General features: G+C 59.1%; 14 protein-coding genes and 3 pseudogenes. 7 read left to right on the top strand and 10 right to left on the bottom strand.

All coding sequences use genetic code 11. The features are described 5' to 3' along the window. Positions 1–121: 121 nt before the first annotated feature. From AC4ANK_RS11325 to AC4ANK_RS11300, 6 genes and pseudogenes are all read left to right on the top strand, one after another. Positions 122–1,327, top strand: a pseudogene (locus AC4ANK_RS11325) (NAD(P)/FAD-dependent oxidoreductase); the annotation flags it as partial. A gap of 20 nt (positions 1,328–1,347) precedes the next feature. Next, entirely contained in the window at positions 1,348–4,068 is a 2,721-nt protein-coding gene (locus tag AC4ANK_RS11320; RefSeq protein WP_002553046.1) for a nitrate reductase, read from the top strand. 10 nt (positions 4,069–4,078) lie between these two features. Then, a pseudogene (locus AC4ANK_RS11315) lies at positions 4,079–4,414 on the top strand (SAM-dependent methyltransferase); the annotation flags it as partial. A gap of 87 nt (positions 4,415–4,501) precedes the next feature. Beyond that, positions 4,502–4,714 carry a hypothetical protein gene (locus AC4ANK_RS11310; RefSeq protein WP_460382897.1) on the top strand — a complete coding sequence of 71 codons (213 nt, stop codon included), beginning with the start codon at positions 4,502–4,504 and terminating at the stop codon, positions 4,712–4,714. A gap of 49 nt (positions 4,715–4,763) precedes the next feature. Continuing rightward, positions 4,764–5,993: an IS91 family transposase gene (locus tag AC4ANK_RS11305; protein ID WP_082301315.1), complete on the top strand. Its 1,230-nt coding sequence runs from the start codon at positions 4,764–4,766 to the stop codon at positions 5,991–5,993. Positions 5,994–6,191: 198 nt separating this feature from the next. Beyond that, positions 6,192–6,623: pseudogene (locus tag AC4ANK_RS11300) on the top strand (SAM-dependent methyltransferase); the annotation flags it as partial. Between the two features lie 87 nt (positions 6,624–6,710). Here the strand turns inward: AC4ANK_RS11300 and AC4ANK_RS11295 are convergent. From AC4ANK_RS11295 to ppsA, 8 genes are all read right to left on the bottom strand, one after another. Continuing rightward, entirely contained in the window at positions 6,711–7,745 is a 1,035-nt protein-coding gene (locus tag AC4ANK_RS11295) for an OmpA family protein (protein WP_002553044.1), read from the bottom strand. Between the two features lie 105 nt (positions 7,746–7,850). Next, on the bottom strand, positions 7,851–8,441 hold the full coding sequence (sigX, locus tag AC4ANK_RS11290) for an RNA polymerase sigma factor SigX (protein ID WP_002553043.1): 591 nt from the start codon (positions 8,439–8,441) through the stop codon (positions 7,851–7,853). A gap of 82 nt (positions 8,442–8,523) precedes the next feature. Continuing rightward, positions 8,524–9,348: a mechanosensitive ion channel family protein gene (locus tag AC4ANK_RS11285; RefSeq protein WP_002553042.1), complete on the bottom strand. Its 825-nt coding sequence runs from the start codon at positions 9,346–9,348 to the stop codon at positions 8,524–8,526. 2 nt (positions 9,349–9,350) lie between these two features. Continuing rightward, positions 9,351–9,599: a hypothetical protein gene (locus AC4ANK_RS11280; RefSeq protein ID WP_002553041.1), complete on the bottom strand. Its 249-nt coding sequence runs from the start codon at positions 9,597–9,599 to the stop codon at positions 9,351–9,353. Positions 9,600–9,685: 86 nt separating this feature from the next. Beyond that, a complete protein-coding gene (locus tag AC4ANK_RS11275) occupies positions 9,686–10,681 on the bottom strand; it encodes a zinc transporter ZntB (RefSeq protein ID WP_002553040.1) in 996 nt (331 codons plus the stop codon). An 11-nt stretch (positions 10,682–10,692) separates the two neighbouring features. Next, positions 10,693–11,181 (bottom strand): ribonuclease E activity regulator RraA, encoded by a 489-nt coding sequence (gene rraA, locus AC4ANK_RS11270; protein ID WP_004659258.1) that lies wholly within the window; start codon positions 11,179–11,181, stop codon positions 10,693–10,695. A gap of 87 nt (positions 11,182–11,268) precedes the next feature. Beyond that, complete coding sequence (locus AC4ANK_RS11265) at positions 11,269–12,261, bottom strand: alpha/beta fold hydrolase (protein ID WP_002553038.1); 993 nt, start codon at positions 12,259–12,261, stop codon at positions 11,269–11,271. Positions 12,262–12,422: 161 nt separating this feature from the next. After that, positions 12,423–14,798: a phosphoenolpyruvate synthase gene (gene ppsA / locus AC4ANK_RS11260; protein ID WP_002553037.1), complete on the bottom strand. Its 2,376-nt coding sequence runs from the start codon at positions 14,796–14,798 to the stop codon at positions 12,423–12,425. Between the two features lie 205 nt (positions 14,799–15,003). Here ppsA and ppsR point away from each other — a divergent pair, with 205 nt between their 5' ends. Continuing rightward, positions 15,004–15,822, top strand: a complete 819-nt coding sequence (ppsR, locus tag AC4ANK_RS11255) for a posphoenolpyruvate synthetase regulatory kinase/phosphorylase PpsR (protein ID WP_002553036.1) — start codon at positions 15,004–15,006, stop codon at positions 15,820–15,822. A 53-nt stretch (positions 15,823–15,875) separates the two neighbouring features. Here the strand turns inward: ppsR and prpF are convergent, their stop codons facing one another. Beyond that, complete coding sequence (gene prpF / locus AC4ANK_RS11250; RefSeq protein ID WP_004667523.1) at positions 15,876–17,057, bottom strand: 2-methylaconitate cis-trans isomerase PrpF; 1,182 nt, start codon at positions 17,055–17,057, stop codon at positions 15,876–15,878. Positions 17,058–17,191: 134 nt separating this feature from the next. Next, positions 17,192–19,780: a Fe/S-dependent 2-methylisocitrate dehydratase AcnD gene (gene acnD, locus AC4ANK_RS11245; protein WP_002553034.1), complete on the bottom strand. Its 2,589-nt coding sequence runs from the start codon at positions 19,778–19,780 to the stop codon at positions 17,192–17,194. Positions 19,781–19,784 lie beyond the last annotated feature (4 nt).

Raw genomic sequence — 19,784 nt, 5'->3', positions numbered from 1 at the left:
AGGCTGCGCCTCCCGATAGAACGGGACCGGACAAAGGCGTCCCCGTCAGGCAACTGGCGGGACGCCTTTTTTTGTTTGCGCGAAACGTGTCGAGCACGCGCTGCAGTGACTCGGAGGCAAGATGAAAAAACTCAAACTGGTGATGATAGGCAACGGCATGGCCGGCGTGCGCACACTCGAAGAGTTGCTGAAACTGAGCGAAGACCTGTATGACATCACGGTCTTCGGTGCCGAGCCACACCCCAACTACAACCGCATCATGCTGTCCCCAGTGCTGGCAGGCGAACAGAATTTCGAAGACATCGTGCTCAACGATCTGGCCTGGTACGAAAGCAACAGTATCCAGTTGTTGCTGAACCGTCGCGTGGTGAAGATCGACCGCATCAAACGCGTGGTAATCGCCGATGACGGCACCCAGGCCTCTTACGATCGCCTGCTGATCGCCACCGGCTCACGACCCTTTATTCTGCCGGTTCCCGGCAATACGCTGGAAGGCGTCATCGGCTACCGCGACATCGGCCACACCCGTCAGATGATCGATACCGCCGTCACACACAAACGCGCAGTGATCATCGGCGGCGGCCTGCTCGGGCTCGAAGCTGCCAACGGCCTGAGCCTGCGCGGCATGCAGGTCACTGTGATTCACAACGGCCAGACGCTGCTGGAGCGCCAACTGGACAAAACCAGCGGGCTGATGCTGCAAGCCGCGCTGGAAAAGCGCGGCCTGGGTTTTCGCCTCAACGAACAGACCGAAGCCTTGCTCGGCGATGATCTGGGCCGCGTACGCGCGGTGCAATTCAAAAGCGGCGAGGTGATCGACACCGATCTGGTGGTCATGGCCGCAGGCATACGCCCCAACACCGAATTGGCCGAACAGGCTGGTCTGCCCTGCAACCGGGGCATTCTGGTCAACGATACCTTGCAGACCTACGACCCGCGCATCTATGCGATTGGCGAATGCGTCAGCCATCGCGGCATCGCTTACGGGCTGGTGGCACCGCTGTTCGAGCAGGCCCGGGTGTGTGCCAATCACCTTGCCCAGTTGGGCTTTGCCCGTTATCCGGGGTCAGTGACCTCGACCAAGCTGAAAGTCACCGGCATCGACCTGTTTTCCGCCGGAGACTTTCTGGGTGCTGAAGGCACTGAAAGCATCACCCTCTCGGACCCCATCGGCGGCGTCTACAAAAAGCTGGTGATCAAGAACGACGTACTGGTCGGCGCCTGCCTTTATGGCGACACCGCGGACGGAAGCTGGTACTTGCAGCAGATACGTGATGGCCAGGGCATTGATGCCATACGCAATCACCTGATGTTCGGCAAACCCGCCGCGCCAGAGGCCGCCTGCGCATGACCAGCCTCGCCATTCAGACCACTCGGGTGACCGCGTCCACCTGCTGCTATTGCGGCGTTGGCTGCGGCGTGCTGATCGAGCATGACGGGCAGAATATCCTCGGCGTCAGCGGCGACCCGAAGCACCCGGCCAACTTCGGCAAGTTGTGCAGCAAAGGTTCAAGCCTGCACCTGACCGGGGACATCGAAGCGCGCGCACTGTATCCGGAACTACGCCTGAGCAAAGGCCTGGCACGCAGCGTCACCGATTGGGACACCGCGCTGGAGCACGCGACCAACGTCTTCGCCGACAGCATCCGCGAGCACGGCCCCGACAGCGTCGCATTCTATATTTCCGGCCAGTTGCTGACCGAGGACTATTACGCGTTCAACAAGCTGGCCCGTGCACTGGTCGGCACCAACAATATCGACAGCAACTCACGGCTGTGCATGTCTTCGGCCGTGGCCGGCTACAAGCGCAGCCTGGGCGCCGACGCACCGCCTTGCAGCTATGAAGATATCGAACTGAGCGATTGCGTGATGATCGTCGGCAGCAACATGGCCTACGCGCACCCGATTCTGTTTCGTCGCCTGGAAGAAGCAAAAAGCCGTCGCCCGCAGATGAAACTCATCGTCATCGACCCACGGCGCACCGATACCTGCGAACTGGCGGACCTGCACCTGGCGATTCAGCCTGGCACCGACGTTGCGCTGTTTCACGGCATCCTCCATGTGCTGATCAGTGAAAGCCTGATTGATCCCGAGTTCATTGCCGCACACACACAGGGCTATGAGGCGCTGTCAGCGCTGGTACGAGATTACCCGCCTGAACGCGTAGCAAACCTCTGCGGCATTACCCAGGAACAGCTATACACCTGCGCCAGTTGGGTGGGTGAAGCTCCGGGCTTTCTGTCGCTGTGGTGCATGGGGCTGAATCAATCCACTGCGGGAAGTGCAAAAAACAGCGCACTGATCAACCTGCACCTGGCCACCGGGCAGATCGGCCGACCCGGTGCAGGCCCCTTTTCGCTCACCGGCCAACCCAACGCCATGGGCGGACGTGAAACGGGCAGCCTGTCCAACCTGCTGCCCGGCCATCGCGACGCAGCCAATCCCGAACACCGTGCGCAGGTTGCGCACTACTGGGGCGTCGACAGCCTGCCCGCCAAGCCCGGTTTGTCCGCCATCGAACTGTTCGAACAACTGCAGAACGGTACGATCAAGGCATTGTGGATTGCCTGTACCAACCCGGCACAATCACTGCCCGATCAGAACAAAATCCGACAGGCGCTGGAAACCTGCCCGTTCGTGGTACTTCAGGAGGCTTTCAAGACCACCGAAACAGCGCGCTATGCCGACCTGTTGCTGCCTGCCGCAAGCTGGGGCGAGAAAGAAGGCACGGTGACCAACTCGGAGCGGCGCATTTCCAATGTCCGCAACGCCATTGCGCCCCCCGGCGAAGCGCGCTCCGACTGGGCAATTACTGTGGACTTCGCCCAGCGTCTGCAAAAGCGCCTGCAACCCGATGCACCTGCGCTGTTCGATTTCCACACACCCAAGGCCTTGTTCGATGAATTCAAAGGCCTGACGGACGGGCGGGATCTGGACATGTCCGGGATCGACCGCGAGCTCATCGACCTCCATGGCCCACAGCAATGGCCCTTCCCTCGCGGTGCCAGCGTGGGCACGCCACGCCTGTATACCGATGGTATTTTCCCCACTGACTCGGGCCGTGCGCAGTTTTTATCCGAGCCTTACATCGCCGCCAAAGAGCTGCGCGATGCTGACTACCCGCTGACACTCAACACCGGCAGGCTGCGCGATCAATGGCATGGCATGAGCCGCACCGGCACCGCTGCGCGGCTGTTCGGGCATGTCAGCGAAGCGCTGTTGAGCCTCAACCCTCAAGACATGCAACGTTATGACCTGCAACCTGGCGATCTGGTCAAGCTGATCAGCCGACGCGGCGAGCTGTTGTTGCCCGTCGGCGGCGATGACAGTGTTGCCTGCGGTCAGGCCTTCTTGCCGATGCACTGGGGCGACCGGTTTCTCAAGGGCGGCGTAAACGCTCTGACTCAGCCAGCCTTCGACCCGATCTCGAAACAACCGGAACTCAAGCATTCCGGGGTCAAAATCGAAAAAGCTCATCTGCCCTGGCAGTTTTTCGCGCTTATTGAAGGCAATGTGCAGCAGCAAATGGAAAGGCTGCGTCCCCTGTGCGACGTGTTTACCTACCTGAGCATGGGCCTTACCGGACGCGAACGTCCTGCATTGATCATACGCGCCGCCAGCGCCGAAGCGCCTGATCCGATGCTGCTGCAGCACATTGACCAGGTACTCGGCCTCGATGAAGGGCCAGTCATGGCTTATGACGACCCCAAGCGCTCAATTGGCAAGCGGGTGCGTATCGACAACGACCGAATTACTGCCATCCGCCTGGCCGGTGAAACGCTTGCCCGACACTGGCTCCAGGCGCTATGGCTGGAAGAGCGCTTTGATGCTTCGCTGCGGCGCTGGCTGCTGGCCCCGCTCAGTAGCGAGCCTGGCAAAGACTCGACGCAGGCCTTCGACAAGACCTTGTGCAACTGCATGAACGTCAGCCAGAGCGCAGTAAAGGAAGGTATCGAGCGCGGCCTGGACCTGAATCAACTCAAGACACAACTGGGTTGCGGGACCCAATGCGGTTCCTGCGTGCCTGAAATAAAAAGACTGATCAACACCATGGCGGTTACCCAATGAGGAGTGCAGCATGAGCGCAAAAGTATGGCTGGTGGGCGCCGGTCCCGGTGACCCGGAACTACTGACCCTCAAGGCAGTGCGTGCCTTGCACGAAGCCGACGTGGTGCTGATAGATGATCTGGTCAATACCGCAGTGCTTGAGCACTGCCCGAATGCGCGAGTGATCGCGGTCGGCAAACGCGGCGGTTGCCGTTCAACGCCACAAGCGTTCATCCATCGCCTGATGCTGCGCTATGTACGTCAGGGCAAATGCGTTGTGCGCCTCAAGGGCGGCGATCCGTGCATCTTTGGCCGTGGCGGTGAAGAGGCGCAGTGGTTGCAGGAACGCGGCGTCGCGGTGGAACTGGGCAGCCTGCGGCTGCAAATTGTGGGATTTTGAAATCGGTTATCATAGCCGAAATCGAGTCGATCCCTCCTCAGCACAGGCTTACACATGGCGTCAGAGACCAAAAAACGTAAACGGGCGAGCCGGGCAAAAGCCAAGGCAAAGCAGACCCGTCTCCAACGCGCCGGGCATACTACCTTCGTGCCCGATACCGACTTTTCCTTCGATATCGATCCTTTCGGTGATGTCGATCTTTGTAGTTGCTGCCAGACAACGTATCTGAACGACATGTTTCCCGACGCTTCTTGCGTAAGCGTTTAGATGAGAGAAGGGCCAGGCGGATTCGCCATCACCGCCGTCATTCACCACGATGAGGAGCCGCCCTGCTGACGTGGCCTCTGCACCGCCTGCTTACAAACCTCGACCGCTCAAAAACCTCTTCACGGCCAACGGCTGCTGGGCAGATTTGCTGGAAGCCGGCGGTCTGCGCCAAATCGAAGTGGAGTCGATCAGCAAAATGCTCGCCTGCGGCACCTCGATACTGGGCGTCAAACACTACACCTGTGCCAATGAGCATTGCCCGCACGTCAAATACCTGTGCAACACCTGCCATTGCCGGGCCTGTCCTTCCTGCGGCAAAAAGGCCACCGACCAGTGGATCGCCGTGCAAAACAACCGTCTGCCCGACTGCCCCTGGCAGCATCTGGTGTTCACGCTGCCCGACACGCTGTGGTCCCTGTTCTTCTACAACCGCTGGCTGCTCGATGCGCTGTTTCGTCTGGCGGCCGATAACCTGATCTACACCGCCAAGCGGCGCGGTTTGCGCGTCGGGATTTTCGGTGCGCTGCACACCTATGGCCGGCGGCTCAACTGGCATCCCCACGTCCACCTGTCGGTGACCGCGGGCGGCCTGGATGAGCAGGGCGTCTGGAAAAATCTGTCGTTCCACAAAGAGGCCCTGCGGCGGCGCTGGATGTGGCTGGTGCGCGATTACCTGCTGGGACAGCCGCTTTCGCAATTGACGATGCCGCCGCAGCTGGCCCACATCCACTGTGAAAGCGACTGGCGCCGTCTGATACTGACCGCTGGTGGCCAGCACTGGCACATCCACTTGTCGAAGAAGACGAAAAACGGCCGAAAGACCGTCAATTACCTGGGCCGCTACCTGAAAAAACCGCCCATCTCGGGCAGCCGATTGGCCCATTACACCAACAGCGCGACCTTGAGTTTTACCTACCTGGATCACCGCACCAAGACCTATCAGCAGGAAACGCTGAGCCAGACCGACATGCTGCGCCGGGTGGTGCAGCACATCCCGGAGAAGCACTTTCGGATGATCCGGTATTTTGGATTTCTGGCCAACCGCGTCTGTGGCCGACAGCTACCCCGGGTGTATGAGGCGCTACGCATGGAAAGGCGTGGCAAAGCGCCAAAACTGTATTTTGCGCAGATGAGTAAAGCGTTCTTGCATCGGGATCCGTTCAGCTGCGTGCTGTGCGGAGCGCGGATGGTGTACACCGCAGCCATCGCCGGCCTGACCGTGCAGGGCCTGGTCAACAATGCCCACAGCATCGCGCAATTGAGGTACGTGCCGGCCTGATACGGGAGAGGTGCGTCCAAAATCTGGAAAAGGTAAAGAAAAGTCGCTTTCAATCCATTTTTCGGCGTGGGTGATGGGTAAAAAAAGCTTTTTGCCGCCATCGACGCCACGTTGGCATCACGCCGAGGGGACCTTTTTTGGCGGATTACCTTGTATAGGAATTATTGAAATTCCTATACATTGTAAATTCCTATACATGAACTGGTCAACGGGATCACGGCGGGGCTCGCCGGCGCAACACAATGCGGCATTTCGCTGACCCTGCGCGGCATAAGCCGTGGCGTGACATTGGTCACTGCCCATACCCAGGACGACAGCAGCCTCAACTGGCAGGCCCTTGCACAAGGCGGAACTACTCTGGTGGTTTACATGGGCGTGGCAAAGCTGGCGGAAATTCGCGAGAGCCTGCAGGCTGGCGGAATGAGTGGCGAAATGCCGGTGGCGATGATCGAGAATGCTTCGCTGCCCTGGCAGCGCGAGTGCCGCAGCACGTTGAACGCAATGCAGCGCGACGCCAGCGCTTTCGAGCTGAAGAGCCCTGCCATTCTGGTGATCGGCGCGGTTGCTGCGTGCAGCAATGAGCTGCTGAATGAAACGCTGATTGATCACGCACAGCTGAGTGCTGGCTGACCGTGCCTCCTGAGTAGCGTCTGCCTGCGCAAATCGCAGGCAAAGAAAAGCCCGGCCTGAGCCGGGCTTTTCAGTACAAGCGGCTAATTACTTAGCTTGAGCTTCTACTTCTGCTTCTACGCGACGGTTAACTGCGCGGCCAGCTTCAGTTGCGTTGTCAGCAACTGGGCGGGATTCGCCGTAACCAACCGAGTTTACGCGGCTAGCGCCAACACCGTACTGGTTAACCAGAACCTGTTTAACGGCGTTTGCACGACGCTCGGACAGTTTTTGGTTGTAAGCGTCAGGACCGACGGAGTCAGTGTGACCTTCAACAGTGGTGGTGGTCTGTGGGTACTGCTGCATGAAGTCAGCGAGGTTCTTGATGTCGCCGTAGCTGTTAGGCTTGACTACGGATTTGTCGAAATCGAACTTCACGTCCAGCTCAACACGAACGACTTCGGCAACTGCTGGGCAGCCATCAGCGTCAACGGTAACGTTGGCTGGGGTGTCCGGGCACTTGTCGACGTTGTCGCACACGCCGTCGTTGTCGCTGTCGGAGCACACTTCAGCTACTGGAGCTGGTGCTGCTTCGACTTTCTTGCTGCCGCCGCCGAAGTTTACGCCGATACCGACGCTAGGCGCCCACTCAGTGTTGCCCTGGTCGATGTTGTACTGAGCTTCAACGCCTGCACGGGCATAGAAGTTGTCAGTGAAGTACAGCTTGGCGCCGCCGCCGATGTTGGCGAAGGTAGAACCGTCACGGCCGTTGCGAGCGTCTTGACCGATGCTTTGGTCAGAGAAACCGGCAGACAGGTAAGGACGCAGCATGTCGCCTGGGTTGTTGAAGTGGTACAGAGCGTCCAGAGCGGTGTTGGCGCCCTTGATGTTCTTGCCACTGTCGCTACGGACGTTGTGGACTTCGTCGTAGCCCAGACGCAGTTCAACATCGTCAGTCAGGAAGTAGCCAACGGAGCCGCCGAACAGGTTGCCGTCGTTTTTGAAGTTACGATCGCTGTCGTAGTATTCTTTCTTGGCGAAGCCTTCGATTTCGACCGCGCCTTGGCCTTGGGCCAGAGCGCCGAACGAAGTTGCGGCAACAATAGTGCCAATGGCCAAGCCCAAGGTGTTTTTCAGTTTCATCCGTTAAATCCCCATCTGATGATTATTAAGCAGTCCCACACAGGGGGACAACTCAGCGGCAAGTCTACCAGACCTTGCCAGTTTGTTAGAGATATTTGCACCGTATTAAGTTTCGGCGATTCCCGCAAATTTCTCTCGTAATTTATCTAAAGCCCGCTTGTAACGCATTTTCGTTGCGCTCAAGCCCATGTGCATGATGTCAGCAATCTCCTGAAATTCAAGTTCTGCAACAAAACGCAGGACCAGAATCTCCCGATCGATCGGGTTCACATACACAAGCCAGCGATCAAGTCCGCCCCGCTCTTCAGGTTTGGGCGTCTTTTCTTCCGACGCTTCCTCAAGTGGATCCAGACTCAAAGCGTCCATCAAGCGACGCTTACGCCGTTCCTTTCTGTACTGCGTGATGCATTCATTGTAGGTGATGCTGTAAAGCCAGGTCTTAAATTTAGATTTACCTTCAAAATTTTTCAACCCATACAACACCTTAAGCATCACCTCCTGACAGACATCGTCAGCATCGCGATCGTTCCCTAAATAACGTGCGCAGACGTTAAAAAGTGTTCTCTGGTAACGACGCATCAATTCTTCATAAGCCCGCGTCACATTGAACAGCTCAACATGGGCGCGCGCGACCAGCTCCTCATCAGAGAGCTCGCGGGGATCGTAGCGCGTCGAAAACGGTTGAGGTTTATTCAAAACAAATCTTGCCGACAGTCAGGTCAGTGTCCGCCACGGCCTGTATCGGCAACCTGGCGGCATACATTAGCAGGTTAGCCGCTTAACGGCTGCTTACTCTCTGCTCGAGAAGGATGCGGTTGGAAAACGACACCAGCTCCCCCTCGTCTGTCAGCAACGTTGTCTTGACCGTACCGATTTCCTCGATCTGACCTTCCGTATCGCCCACCCGCACCTGCTGGCCCACCTGAAACAGCTCACGAACATAAATTCCGGCGATGATCTGCCCTGCAATCTCCCGACTGCCGAGGCCCAGGGCAAGCGCCACTGTCAGACCAACGGTAATCAAGGCAATCACAATAACGTGGTTCAGCAGGTCGGTCTTCACCTCAAGCTGGCTGATCGCAACCGAAATACTGATGATGATGACCAGGCCTTGAGCAATTCGTCCCAGGCCGGCGGAGTAGTCGATACCTACGCCTTCGGCTGCGCCGCGTACCAGCCCATTGACCAGTTGCGCCAGCAGCACGCCGACCAGCAAGACCAGCGCCGCACCAAATACCTTGGGCAGATACAGCGCCAACATGTCCAGCGTAGCTGAAACCCGCTGCAGCCCCAGCGATTCAGCAGCCGAGACGAGGAAAATCAGTAACACAAACCAATACACGATCTTGCCGATCAGCGTTGAGATCGGCACCTTGACGCCGGCGCGGCCGATGATCTTGGTCAGACCTGTACCGCCGACCAGACGATCCAGGCCCAGTTTGGCCAGCAGTTTGGAAAGTAGCGCGTCAAGCAGTTTGGCCACGACAAAACCCAGCAGCACCACAACAAGCGCGCCGAACAGGTTAGGGATGAAATTTGCGACTTTGGTCCACAATGCAGTCATTGCAGCAAGAAGGCTCTGGGTCCAGAGATTCAATTCCATGCTCAATCAGCCTTATCGATAGAACGGGCACCCGGAATGGTGCGGCGAGAAACAGGAGAGACGTGGGCAGAGCCGTTGTTCACGGCGATCATCAGTGCCTCTGACCAACGGCCCAGCAACCCGAACAACACACCGGCACCGACCTGGCGATTGGCGGTTTTCAGGACGCGTCCCAGACATGCGTCATCATCCCGGCTGGAGGATGAAGAATTGAGCATGTCGCGTAAAGATTCTTCAAACGGATCGTGCATCAGGCACCTCACGTAATGTCAGTCAAAGACGCGACGCGAAAACAACAAGTCACACACGCCCATCAAAAACCCGGACAAGCCCACGCCTATACCCAGCGCAATCGCTTGAATAGCCACCACTGCCCGACGGCTAGCGCGACAATCAGCGAGCACGCCACCAGAAAGCCGTATGAACTGTCAGAACCGGGTATGCCGCCGACATTGATACCCAGCAAACCGGTAAGAAAACTCATGGGCAGGAAGATACCGGTAATGATCCCGAAACGGTACATGGTGCGGTTCATGTGCTCGCGCAAACGCCTGTCTTCGGACTCCAGCAGCAGCCCTACCCGCTCGCGGGTCAGCTCGAGCTCTTCCAGATAACGCGTCAGGCTGTTGTTCAGCTCATTCCAGTAATCGGCGTCGTCATGGGCGAACCACGACAGTTTGATCCGCGAGAGCTGGCCATAAATATCGCGCTGCGGCCCGAGAAACCGGCGCAGACCGGCTGCGCGTCGACGAATATGCAGCAGCTTGCCGTGCTCGGGACTGTACCGTTCGTCGGCGTCGGTCTTTTCTTCCTCTTCATCGACCGATTCGGTGAGTTCGCCGACCAGATCCTGAACCTTGTCGGTCAGGTATTGCGCCAGGTACAGGATCAGCTCCGAGGCACTGGTGGGGCCTTTACCCTGCCCCAGCATCTCGATCAGTTCCTCAGTGGCCCGCAGAGGACGCAGGCGCAGCGAGATCACCCGCTGAGCAGCAGCAAAAATGCGCACCGAGACCATGTCTTCCGGTTCGGCACCGGGGTTGAGGTTCACCCCGCGCAGAAACAGCAGCAACTCTTGCTCCGGCAACGGCAGCAGGCGCGGCCGGGTGTTCTCTTCAAGCAACAGGTCGCAGGCAAATTCGCTCAGACCACTACCAGTACGCAGCCACGTATGGGTCTGCGGATGACTGCGGTCCCAATGCAGCCACAGACTTTCCTGCGGCTGCAGCTCAAGGTCCTGCAACTCGGTTCGAGCGATGAAACGCGCCCCGCCCTTACCGTCCAACACAAGGGCATGAACCAGCCCCCACTGCGCGTTTGCTTCATCGAACATGGATATTTCGCTTATTCCGGCATGGTCAGGGGTGAAGGGGAAATGATGACGCCATTGTTGTCGGCATACAGATACTCTCCCGGGCGGAAGGTCACGCCACCGAAGGTGACCAACACATTCAGGTCACCGATTCCGCGTTTCTCGGTTTTTTTCGGATGGCTGGCCAACGCCTGAACACCCAGGTCGGTCTGCGCGATGACGTCAACATCGCGGATGCAACCGTAAATCAACATGCCTTCCCAGCCGCTTCTGGCCGCTTTCTCTGCCAGCATGTCACCGAGCAAGGCACAACGCAGCGACCCACCACCGTCGACCACCAACACCTTGCCCTTGCCGTCGAGCTCGACCTGCTCCTTGACCAGCGAGTTGTCTTCGAAACATTTAACGGTGACGATCTGGCCGCCAAACGAATCGCGACCGCCAAAATTGCTGAACATCGGCTCCACGACCTGAATCAGGTCCGGATAGGCGTCACACAGATCGGGGGTGATGTAGTGCATAAGGTCAACTCCTGTCTCGCGAATGGTACGGATCGGCCTGATGAATCAGACGCGACCGGCTGACGCTAACCATAGCGACTTTAACCGCTAACTGCCCACCGCCGCCTGAAACTCTACAACCTGTTCAGGAACAGACTGCCCGTTCAGCCACTCGATGACCCGCGGCCAGACCTGTTGCTGCGCGGCCTTGCTGACCAGCATGCGCACGTGGTCGAAGTCTTCGTCAAAACCGTGCTCGCGCCCCAGGCAAAGAAACTGTTTGTGCTGCGCTGCGCCGATCTGATCAAACAGCGTGCGACAGGCCCACACCGGGTCCTGATGATCGCCAGCCGCAGCAACGGCCAGCACCGGCACCTGAACCTCCTTCAGCCCCGCCCACCAGTTGTTGTCGCGCTCGCCAAAACGCCCGAACAGCCCGTGCCAGCGCAGGCTTTCCAGCACCAGCCCTATTGGCTCGTCTTCCGGCCCACGCTTGAAACGCGGCCCTGAAACATGTTCGAAGGACCTGAGCAACAGCCGCGCGGACCATTGCAGCGGCGGAATTTTCAGCGGCCAGTACGTGCGGCTGACCTGACTGCCGAATAGCGCCACCGACGCTGCAGTGTGCGGCCCCAGGTACTGGCCGCCCAAGGCCGCCGCCAGGGTTGTGCCGCCCAGCGAGTGCCCCATCCAGTGCGGTATCTGACCACTTTGCTCACAGACAAAAGCGGCAATGGCGGGCACGTCGAAACGGGCATAGTCAGCCACACAATTGGCGCGGTAGTTCTGGTTGCGTGCAGACAAGCCGTGCCCGCGCATTTCCGGGATCCATACGTCATAACCGGCACGCGCCAGATACGGCCCCAGACCGATACCTTTGGGCGAATACCAGAAGCGCCGGTTGGAAAAACTGCCATGCAGCAGAATCACCGGGATGCCGCGCACGTCGGGCTGATCGACCAGCCCCAGTCGGGTCACCACCAGCTCGACGCTGGGGTCGGGGCTGTTGGCTGGCTTGAGACGGTAGACGTCCTCGACAAGGTCGCCGCGACGCTCGGCGCTGATCAAGGCAACGGGAAAAAGCTGGCTACTGCTTTGCATATCACTCTTTATCTGGCTTGACAGACGGTATGAAACAACGCGCTCCGGGGCTATCGCGGCACGCCATAAAAAAGGCGGCTTCCGAAGAAACCGCCTTTTTCAAACACCTGAACCAAATGACGGTTCAGGCCACCCTCGCGTCACACGAAGGCCGTGTCGCCTCAGACAGGTGCCTGCGCCTCGGCGAGGAAGAACCAGGTTTCCAGCACCGAATCAGGGTTGAGCGATACGCTCTCGATCCCTTGATCCATCAGCCAGCGCGCCAGATCCGGATGATCGGAAGGACCCTGTCCGCAGATGCCGATGTACTTGCCCGCCTTGTTGCACGCCTGAATGGCATTGGACAGCAGCTTCTTGACCGCCGGGTTACGCTCGTCGAACAGGTGAGCAATCACGCCGGAGTCGCGATCAAGGCCAAGTGTCAGCTGGGTCAGGTCGTTGGAGCCGATGGAGAAACCATCGAAATACTCGAGGAACTCTTCGGCCAGAATCGCATTGGACGGCAACTCGCACATCATGATGATGCGCAGGCCATTTTCGCCACGTTTCAGGCCATTGGCCGCCAGCAGGTCGATGACTTGACTCGCTTCACCCAGAGTCCGGACGAATGGCACCATGATCTCGACGTTGGTCAGGCCCATCTCTTCGCGCACGCGCTTGAGCGCACGGCACTCCAGCTCGAAACAGTCGCGGAAGTTCTCGCTGATATAGCGCGACGCACCTCGAAAGCCCAGCATCGGGTTTTCTTCTTCAGGCTCGTATAGCTTGCCGCCGATCAGGTTGGCGTACTCGTTGGACTTGAAGTCCGAGAGGCGCACGATGACCTTTTTCGGCGTGAATGCGGCGGCCAAGGTGCTGATACCCTCGACCAGCTTGTCGACGTAGAAACCGACCGGGTCATGGTAACCGGCGATGCGCTTGTCGACGCTTTCCTTGATTTCCGGTGGCAGCAGCGAATAGTTGAGCAGCGCCTTGGGATGCACGCCGATCATGCGGTTGATGATGAACTCCAGACGCGCAAGACCAACACCGGCGTTGGGTAACTGGGCGAAATCAAACGCACGATCCGGGTTGCCGACGTTCATCATGATCTTGAACGGCAACTCGGGCATCGCATCGACCGAGTTGGTCTTGATGTCGAAACCCAGCTCCCCTTCAAAGATGTAACCGGTGTCGCCCTCTGCGCAGGAGACCGTTACGCCCTGGCCATCCTGCAGCGTCTGAGTGGCGTTGCCACAACCGACCACTGCCGGAATGCCCAGCTCGCGCGCGATGATCGCGGCGTGGCAGGTACGACCGCCACGGTTGGTGACAATTGCGCTGGCGCGCTTCATGACCGGTTCCCAGTCCGGGTCGGTCATGTCGGACACCAGCACGTCACCAGGCTGGACCTTGTCCATCTCGGACACGTCCTTGATGATCCGCACCTTGCCTGCGCCGATGCGCTGGCCGATGGCACGACCTTCGACCAGCACCTTGCCGGTCTCCTTGAGCAGGTAGCGTTCCATGACGTTGGCCGAAGCGCGGCTTTTCACGGTTTCCGGACGCGCCTGCACGATGTACAGCTTGCCGTCGTCACCGTCCTTGGCCCATTCGATATCCATCGGGCACTTGTAGTGTTTCTCGATGATCATTGCCTGCTTGGCCAGTTCCGAGACTTCGGCATCGGTCAGGCAGAAGCGCGCACGATCAGCAGGCTCTACGTCGATCACCTTGACCGAACGACCGGCCTTGGCTTCTTCGCCGTAAATCATCTTGATAGCCTTGCTACCCAGATTGCGCCGCAGAATCGCCGGACGGCTAGCAGCCAGCGTGTCTTTATGCACGTAGAACTCGTCCGGGTTGACCGCGCCCTGCACAACCGTCTCGCCCAGGCCGTAGGCACCGGTAATGAACACCACATCGCGGAAACCGGATTCGGTGTCGAGGGTAAACATGACGCCCGCCGTTCCGGTTTCGGAACGCACCATACGCTGCACACCCGCCGACAGCGCGACCAGCTTGTGGTCGAAGCCCTGGTGCACGCGATAGGAAATGGCACGGTCATTGAACAGCGAAGCGAAGACTTCCTTGGCAGCGCGGATAACGTTCTCGACACCGCGAATGTTCAGGAAAGTCTCCTGCTGGCCTGCGAACGAGGCATCCGGCAGGTCTTCAGCGGTCGCGGAAGAGCGCACGGCCACCGCCAGGTTCGGATTGCCGGCTGACAGCTCGGCAAATGCAGTACGGATCTGGGCGTTGAGCGTCTCGGGAAACTCGGCTTCCATGATCCACTGGCGAATCTGCGCACCGGTGCGGGCCAGGGCGTTGACGTCATCGACATCGAGCGCGTCCAGCGCAGCATGGATCTGATCGTTCAGACCGCTCAGCTCAAGAAAATCACGGTAAGCCTGGGCCGTAGTCGCGAAGCCGCCGGGCACTGAGACGCCAGCACCTGCGAGGTTGCTGATCATCTCGCCGAGGGACGAGTTTTTGCCCCCCACGTGCTCTACATCATGGACGCCGAGCTTATCGAGGGAAACTACGTACTCTACCAAGGTGATCTCTCCACTAACTGTGTTTGTTGTTGGGAAAAGCTCATTCACCCGAGCCACCGTTATGTGACCTCGGGCGTGTCTGGCCGGGCGCAGGCCCATGCCTTGAAACCGTGCCTTCAAAAAAGATGCACCTGCAGGCCCTCAGAGCCGGCAGGCACGCCTATGATAGCCAGAATTCGTCAACTGCTTAAGGCCTGGGTCAAAAATGAAACGATCTGCTTTCTTCATCTCGGACGGCACCGGTATCACCGCCGAAACCCTGGGCCAGAGCCTGTTGGCACAATTTGAAAACATTACATTCAACAAGTTCACCAGGCCCTATATCGACAGCGTCGAGAAAGCGCGGGCGATGGTACAACAAATCAATAATGCCGCCGACAAGGACGATGTGCGCCCGATCATCTTCGACACGATCGTCAATCAGGACATCCGCGAGATTCTGGCGACGTCCAACGGCTTCATGATCGACATCTTTTCGACCTTCCTTGCCCCGCTGGAGCAGGAGCTTAGTTCACACTCCTCCTATTCGGTGGGCAAATCGCACTCCATCGGGCATAACTCCAATTACATGGAGCGCATCGAGGCAGTCAACTTCGCGCTGGACAACGACGACGGCGCGCGGACGCATTATTACGACAAGGCCGACATAATCCTGGTTGGCGTGTCGCGCTGCGGCAAAACCCCGACCTGCCTGTACATGGCCATGCAATTCGGTATCCGGGCCGCCAACTACCCGCTGACCGAAGATGACATGGAGCGTCTGCAACTGCCTGCGGCACTCAAGGAACACCGCAGCAAACTGTTCGGCCTGACCATCGACCCGGACCGCCTCACCGCAATCCGTCACGAGCGCAAGCCAAACAGCCGCTATTCCAGTTACGCGCAGTGTGAATTCGAAGTGCGCGAGGTAGAGAGCCTGTTCCGCCGCGAGAACATTCCCAACATCAACTCCACGCACTTTTCGGTTGAAGAAATCTCTGCCAAGGTGCTGGTCGAAAAAGGTGTAGAGCGGCGCTTCAAATAACCGTTGAAGGTAGCCACGTCGGCTGATTTTTTCAGCTGACTGTTTCAGTCGTTTTACTGTGGCACTCGCACCCAGCCTTCCATCAGCACTCTGGCGCTGCGGCTCATGAGGGCTTTGGTGACCTTCCAGTCAGCGCCTTCCTGAACAGCCTGCGCACCGACTCGCAGTGTGCCGGAGGGATGGCCGAAGCGCACCGCACTGCGCGCCTGTCCGCCAGCTGCCAGACTGACCAGCGTGCCCGGAATGGCGGCGGCAGTGCCGATGGCAACGGCAGCGGTGCCCATCATCGCGTGATGCAACTTGCCCATCGATACGGCACGCACCAGCAGATCGATATCCTTTGCCGCAACAGGTTTGCCACTCGATGACAGGTAATCGGCAGGCGCTGCTACAAAAGCCACCTTGGGTGTGTGCTGGCGCGTCGCGGCTTCAGCAATGCTACGAATCAGGCCCATGCGCACGGCACCGTGGGCGCGAATGGTTTCCAGACGGGCAAGCGCCTGCGGATCACCATTGATATCGCCCTGCAACTCGGTACCGCTGTAGCCTATGTCGGCGGCGTTGACGAAAATTGTGGGGATACCGGCGTTGATCATGGTTGCTTTCAAGGTGCCGATGCCGGGCACTTCAAGGTCGTCTACCAGGTTGCCGGTGGGAAACATCGAGCCGCCTGCGCCCTCTTCGTCCGCTGCCGGATCAAGAAACTCCAGCGCCACCTCCGCGGCCGGAAAGGTCACGCCGTCCAGTTCGAAATCGCCGGTTTCCTGTACCTCACCGTTGCTGACGGGCACATGGGCGATGATGGTCTTGCCGATATTGGCCTGCCAGATACGCACGATGACGACGCCGTCTTGCGGCACACGACCAGCATCGAGCAGACCACTGGCGATAGCAAACGAGCCGACGGCCGCCGACAGGTTGCCGCAATTGCCGCTCCAGTCGATGAAAGGCTTGTCGATGGATACCTGGCCGAACAGGTAATCCACATCGTGGTCGGCCTTGGTGCTGCGCGACACAATGACCGTTTTGCTGGTACTGGACGTCGCCCCGCCCATGCCGTCGATCTGCTTTTCATAGGGGTCCGGGCTGCCGATGACTCGCAGCAGCAACGCATCCCGCGCCGATCCCGGAATCTGTGCAGCTTCGGGCAGGTCCGTCAGCCTGAAAAACACACCCTTGCTGGTGCCACCACGCATGTAGGTGGCGGGGATGCGGATCTGGGGTGAATGAGCCATGAATTCGTTGTCCTGTTCAAAGAGCGCTACGCGCTCAAAATCGGACGCAGAGCGTCCAGAACTGCATGCCCACGCGGAGCATGGGCACGATAGTGCTCTTGCGCACGCTTATCGTTCCTCACGCTCCAGCGTAGCTACGATGCAGTAGCTTCCAGAAAATCCTGAGCAAAACGCTGCAGTACGCCGCCAGCCTCATAGATGGAGAGTTCTTCGGCCGTGTCCAGACGGCACGTTACCGGCACTTCCACACGCTCACCGTTACGGCGCTGGATCACCAGCGTCAAGGTCGCGCGCGGTGTGCGCTGACCGACCACGTCGAAGGTTTCGCTGCCATCAATACCCAGAGTCAGGCGGCTGGTGCCCGGTTTGAACTCAAGTGGCAGCACGCCCATGCCCACCAGGTTGGTTCGATGGATACGTTCGAAGCCTTCTGCGGCAATGGCTTCAACGCCCGCCAGCCTGACGCCTTTGGCGGCCCAGTCACGGGAAGAACCCTGCCCGTAGTCGGCACCGGCAATGATGATCAACGGTTGCTTGCGGGCCATGTAGGTTTCAATGGCTTCCCACATGCGCGTAACCACGCCCTCGGGTTCGATCCGGGTCAGCGAGCCTTTCCTGACTTTGTCGTCGACCACCGCCATCTCATTGACCAGTTGCGGGTTGGCAAAGGTTGCGCGCTGGGCCGTCAAGTGGTCGCCCCGGTGGGTTGCGTAGGAGTTGAAATCCTCCTCCGGCAGGCCCATTTTCGCCAGATATTCGCCCGCAGCACTGTCCAGCATGATGGCGTTGGACGGTGACAAATGATCGGTGGTGATGTTGTCCGGCAGCACGGCCAGTGCGCGCATGCCCTTGAGCGTGCGCTCCCCGGCCAGCGCGCCTTCCCAATAAGGCGGGCGACGGATGTAAGTGCTCATCGGGCGCCAGTCATACAGCGGCTCGACTTTCGGCCCGGTGTGTTCTTCGATGGCGAACATCGGAATGTAGACCTGACGAAACTGCTCCGGCTTGACCGACGCCTGCACCACGGCATCAATCTCTTCATCGCTCGGCCAGATATCCTTGAGGCGAATCTCTTTGCCATTGGCCATCCCGAGCACATCGTTTTCGATATCGAACCTGATGGTGCCGGCAATGGCGTAGGCCACCACCAGAGGTGGCGAGGCCAGGAACGCTTGTTTGGCGTAAGGGTGAATACGCCCGTCGAAATTGCGATTACCCGACAGCACCGCAGTGGCGTACAGATCGCGGTCGATGATTTCCTGCTGGATCATCGGGTCCAGCGCACCGGACATACCGTTACAGGTGGTACAGGCAAACGCCACGACGCCAAAGCCCAATTGCTCCAGTTCGGACGTCAGCCCTGCGGCATCCAGATACAAGGCCACGGTTTTCGAGCCGGGCGCCAGCGACGACTTCACCCACGGCTTGCGCATCAGCCCCAGGCGGTTGGCATTGCGGGCCAGCAGGCCTGCCGAAATCACGTTGCGCGGGTTGCTGGTGTTGGTGCAGCTGGTAATCGCCGCGATGATCACCGCGCCATCGGGCATCTGCCCCGGCACGTCTTCCCACTGCCCGGCAATACCTCTGGCTGCCAGATCCGCGGTGGCGACCCGCGCATGGGGGTTGGACGGCCCGGCCATGTTGCGCACCACGCTGGACAGGTCGAAGCTCAGCACGCGCTCGTACTCGACCTCCTTCAGGCTGTCCGACCACAAGCCGGTGTGCCGGGCATACAACTCGACGAGCTTGACCTGTTCGTCCTCACGCCCTGTCAGGCGCAGATAATCGATGGTTTGCGAATCAATGGAAAACATTGCCGCTGTCGCGCCGTATTCCGGTGCCATGTTGGAAATCGTCGCCCGGTCACCGAGGGTCAGGCTCGACGCACCCACGCCATAGAACTCCAGATACGCGCCAACCACCTTCTGCTGACGCAGGTATTCGGTCAGAGCCAGCACCACATCGGTGGCGGTAATACCCGGCTGACGGCGTCCAGTCAGTTCGACACCGATGATGTCCGGCAGGCGCATCCACGAGGCGCGCCCCAGCATGACGTTTTCGGCCTCGAGGCCGCCAACGCCGATGGCAATCACGCCCAGCGCGTCGACATGTGGCGTGTGGCTGTCTGTCCCCACCAGCGTGTCGGGAAAGGCTACGCCGTCGAGCACCTGCACCACCGGCGACATTTTCTCCAGGTTGATCTGGTGCATGATGCCGTTGCCCGGCGGGATCACTTCGACGTTCTTGAACGCCTGTTTGGTCCAGTCAATGAAGTGAAAGCGGTCTTCGTTGCGACGGTCTTCGATGGCGCGGTTCTTTGCGAACGCCTGCGGGTCATTACCGTCGGATTCCACTGCCAGCGAATGGTCGACAATAAGCTGCACCGGCACCACCGGGTTTACCTGCGCAGGATCACCGCCCTGCGAGGCAATTGCATCGCGCAGGCCGGCAAGATCGACCAGTGCGGTCTGCCCCAGAATGTCGTGGCAGACCACCCGCGCAGGGAACCACGGAAAGTCCAGATCACGCTTGCGCTCGATGAGTTGGGTCAAAGAAGCACTCAAGGCCGCAGGATCACAGCGGCGCACCAGGTTCTCGGCAAGCACGCGCGAGGTATAGGGCAGCGTGGCATAAGCGCCGGGCTTGAGCGCCTCGACCGCTACGCGCGCATCGAAATAGTCCAGTCGGGTGCCAGGAAGCGTTTTGCGGAATTCACTGTTCATTGCG

The organism is Pseudomonas sp. Pmew2, assembly GCF_058129885.1.
The sequence above is the reverse complement of the archived record's forward strand: the minus strand, read 5'-3'. Positions and strand labels throughout refer to the sequence as shown.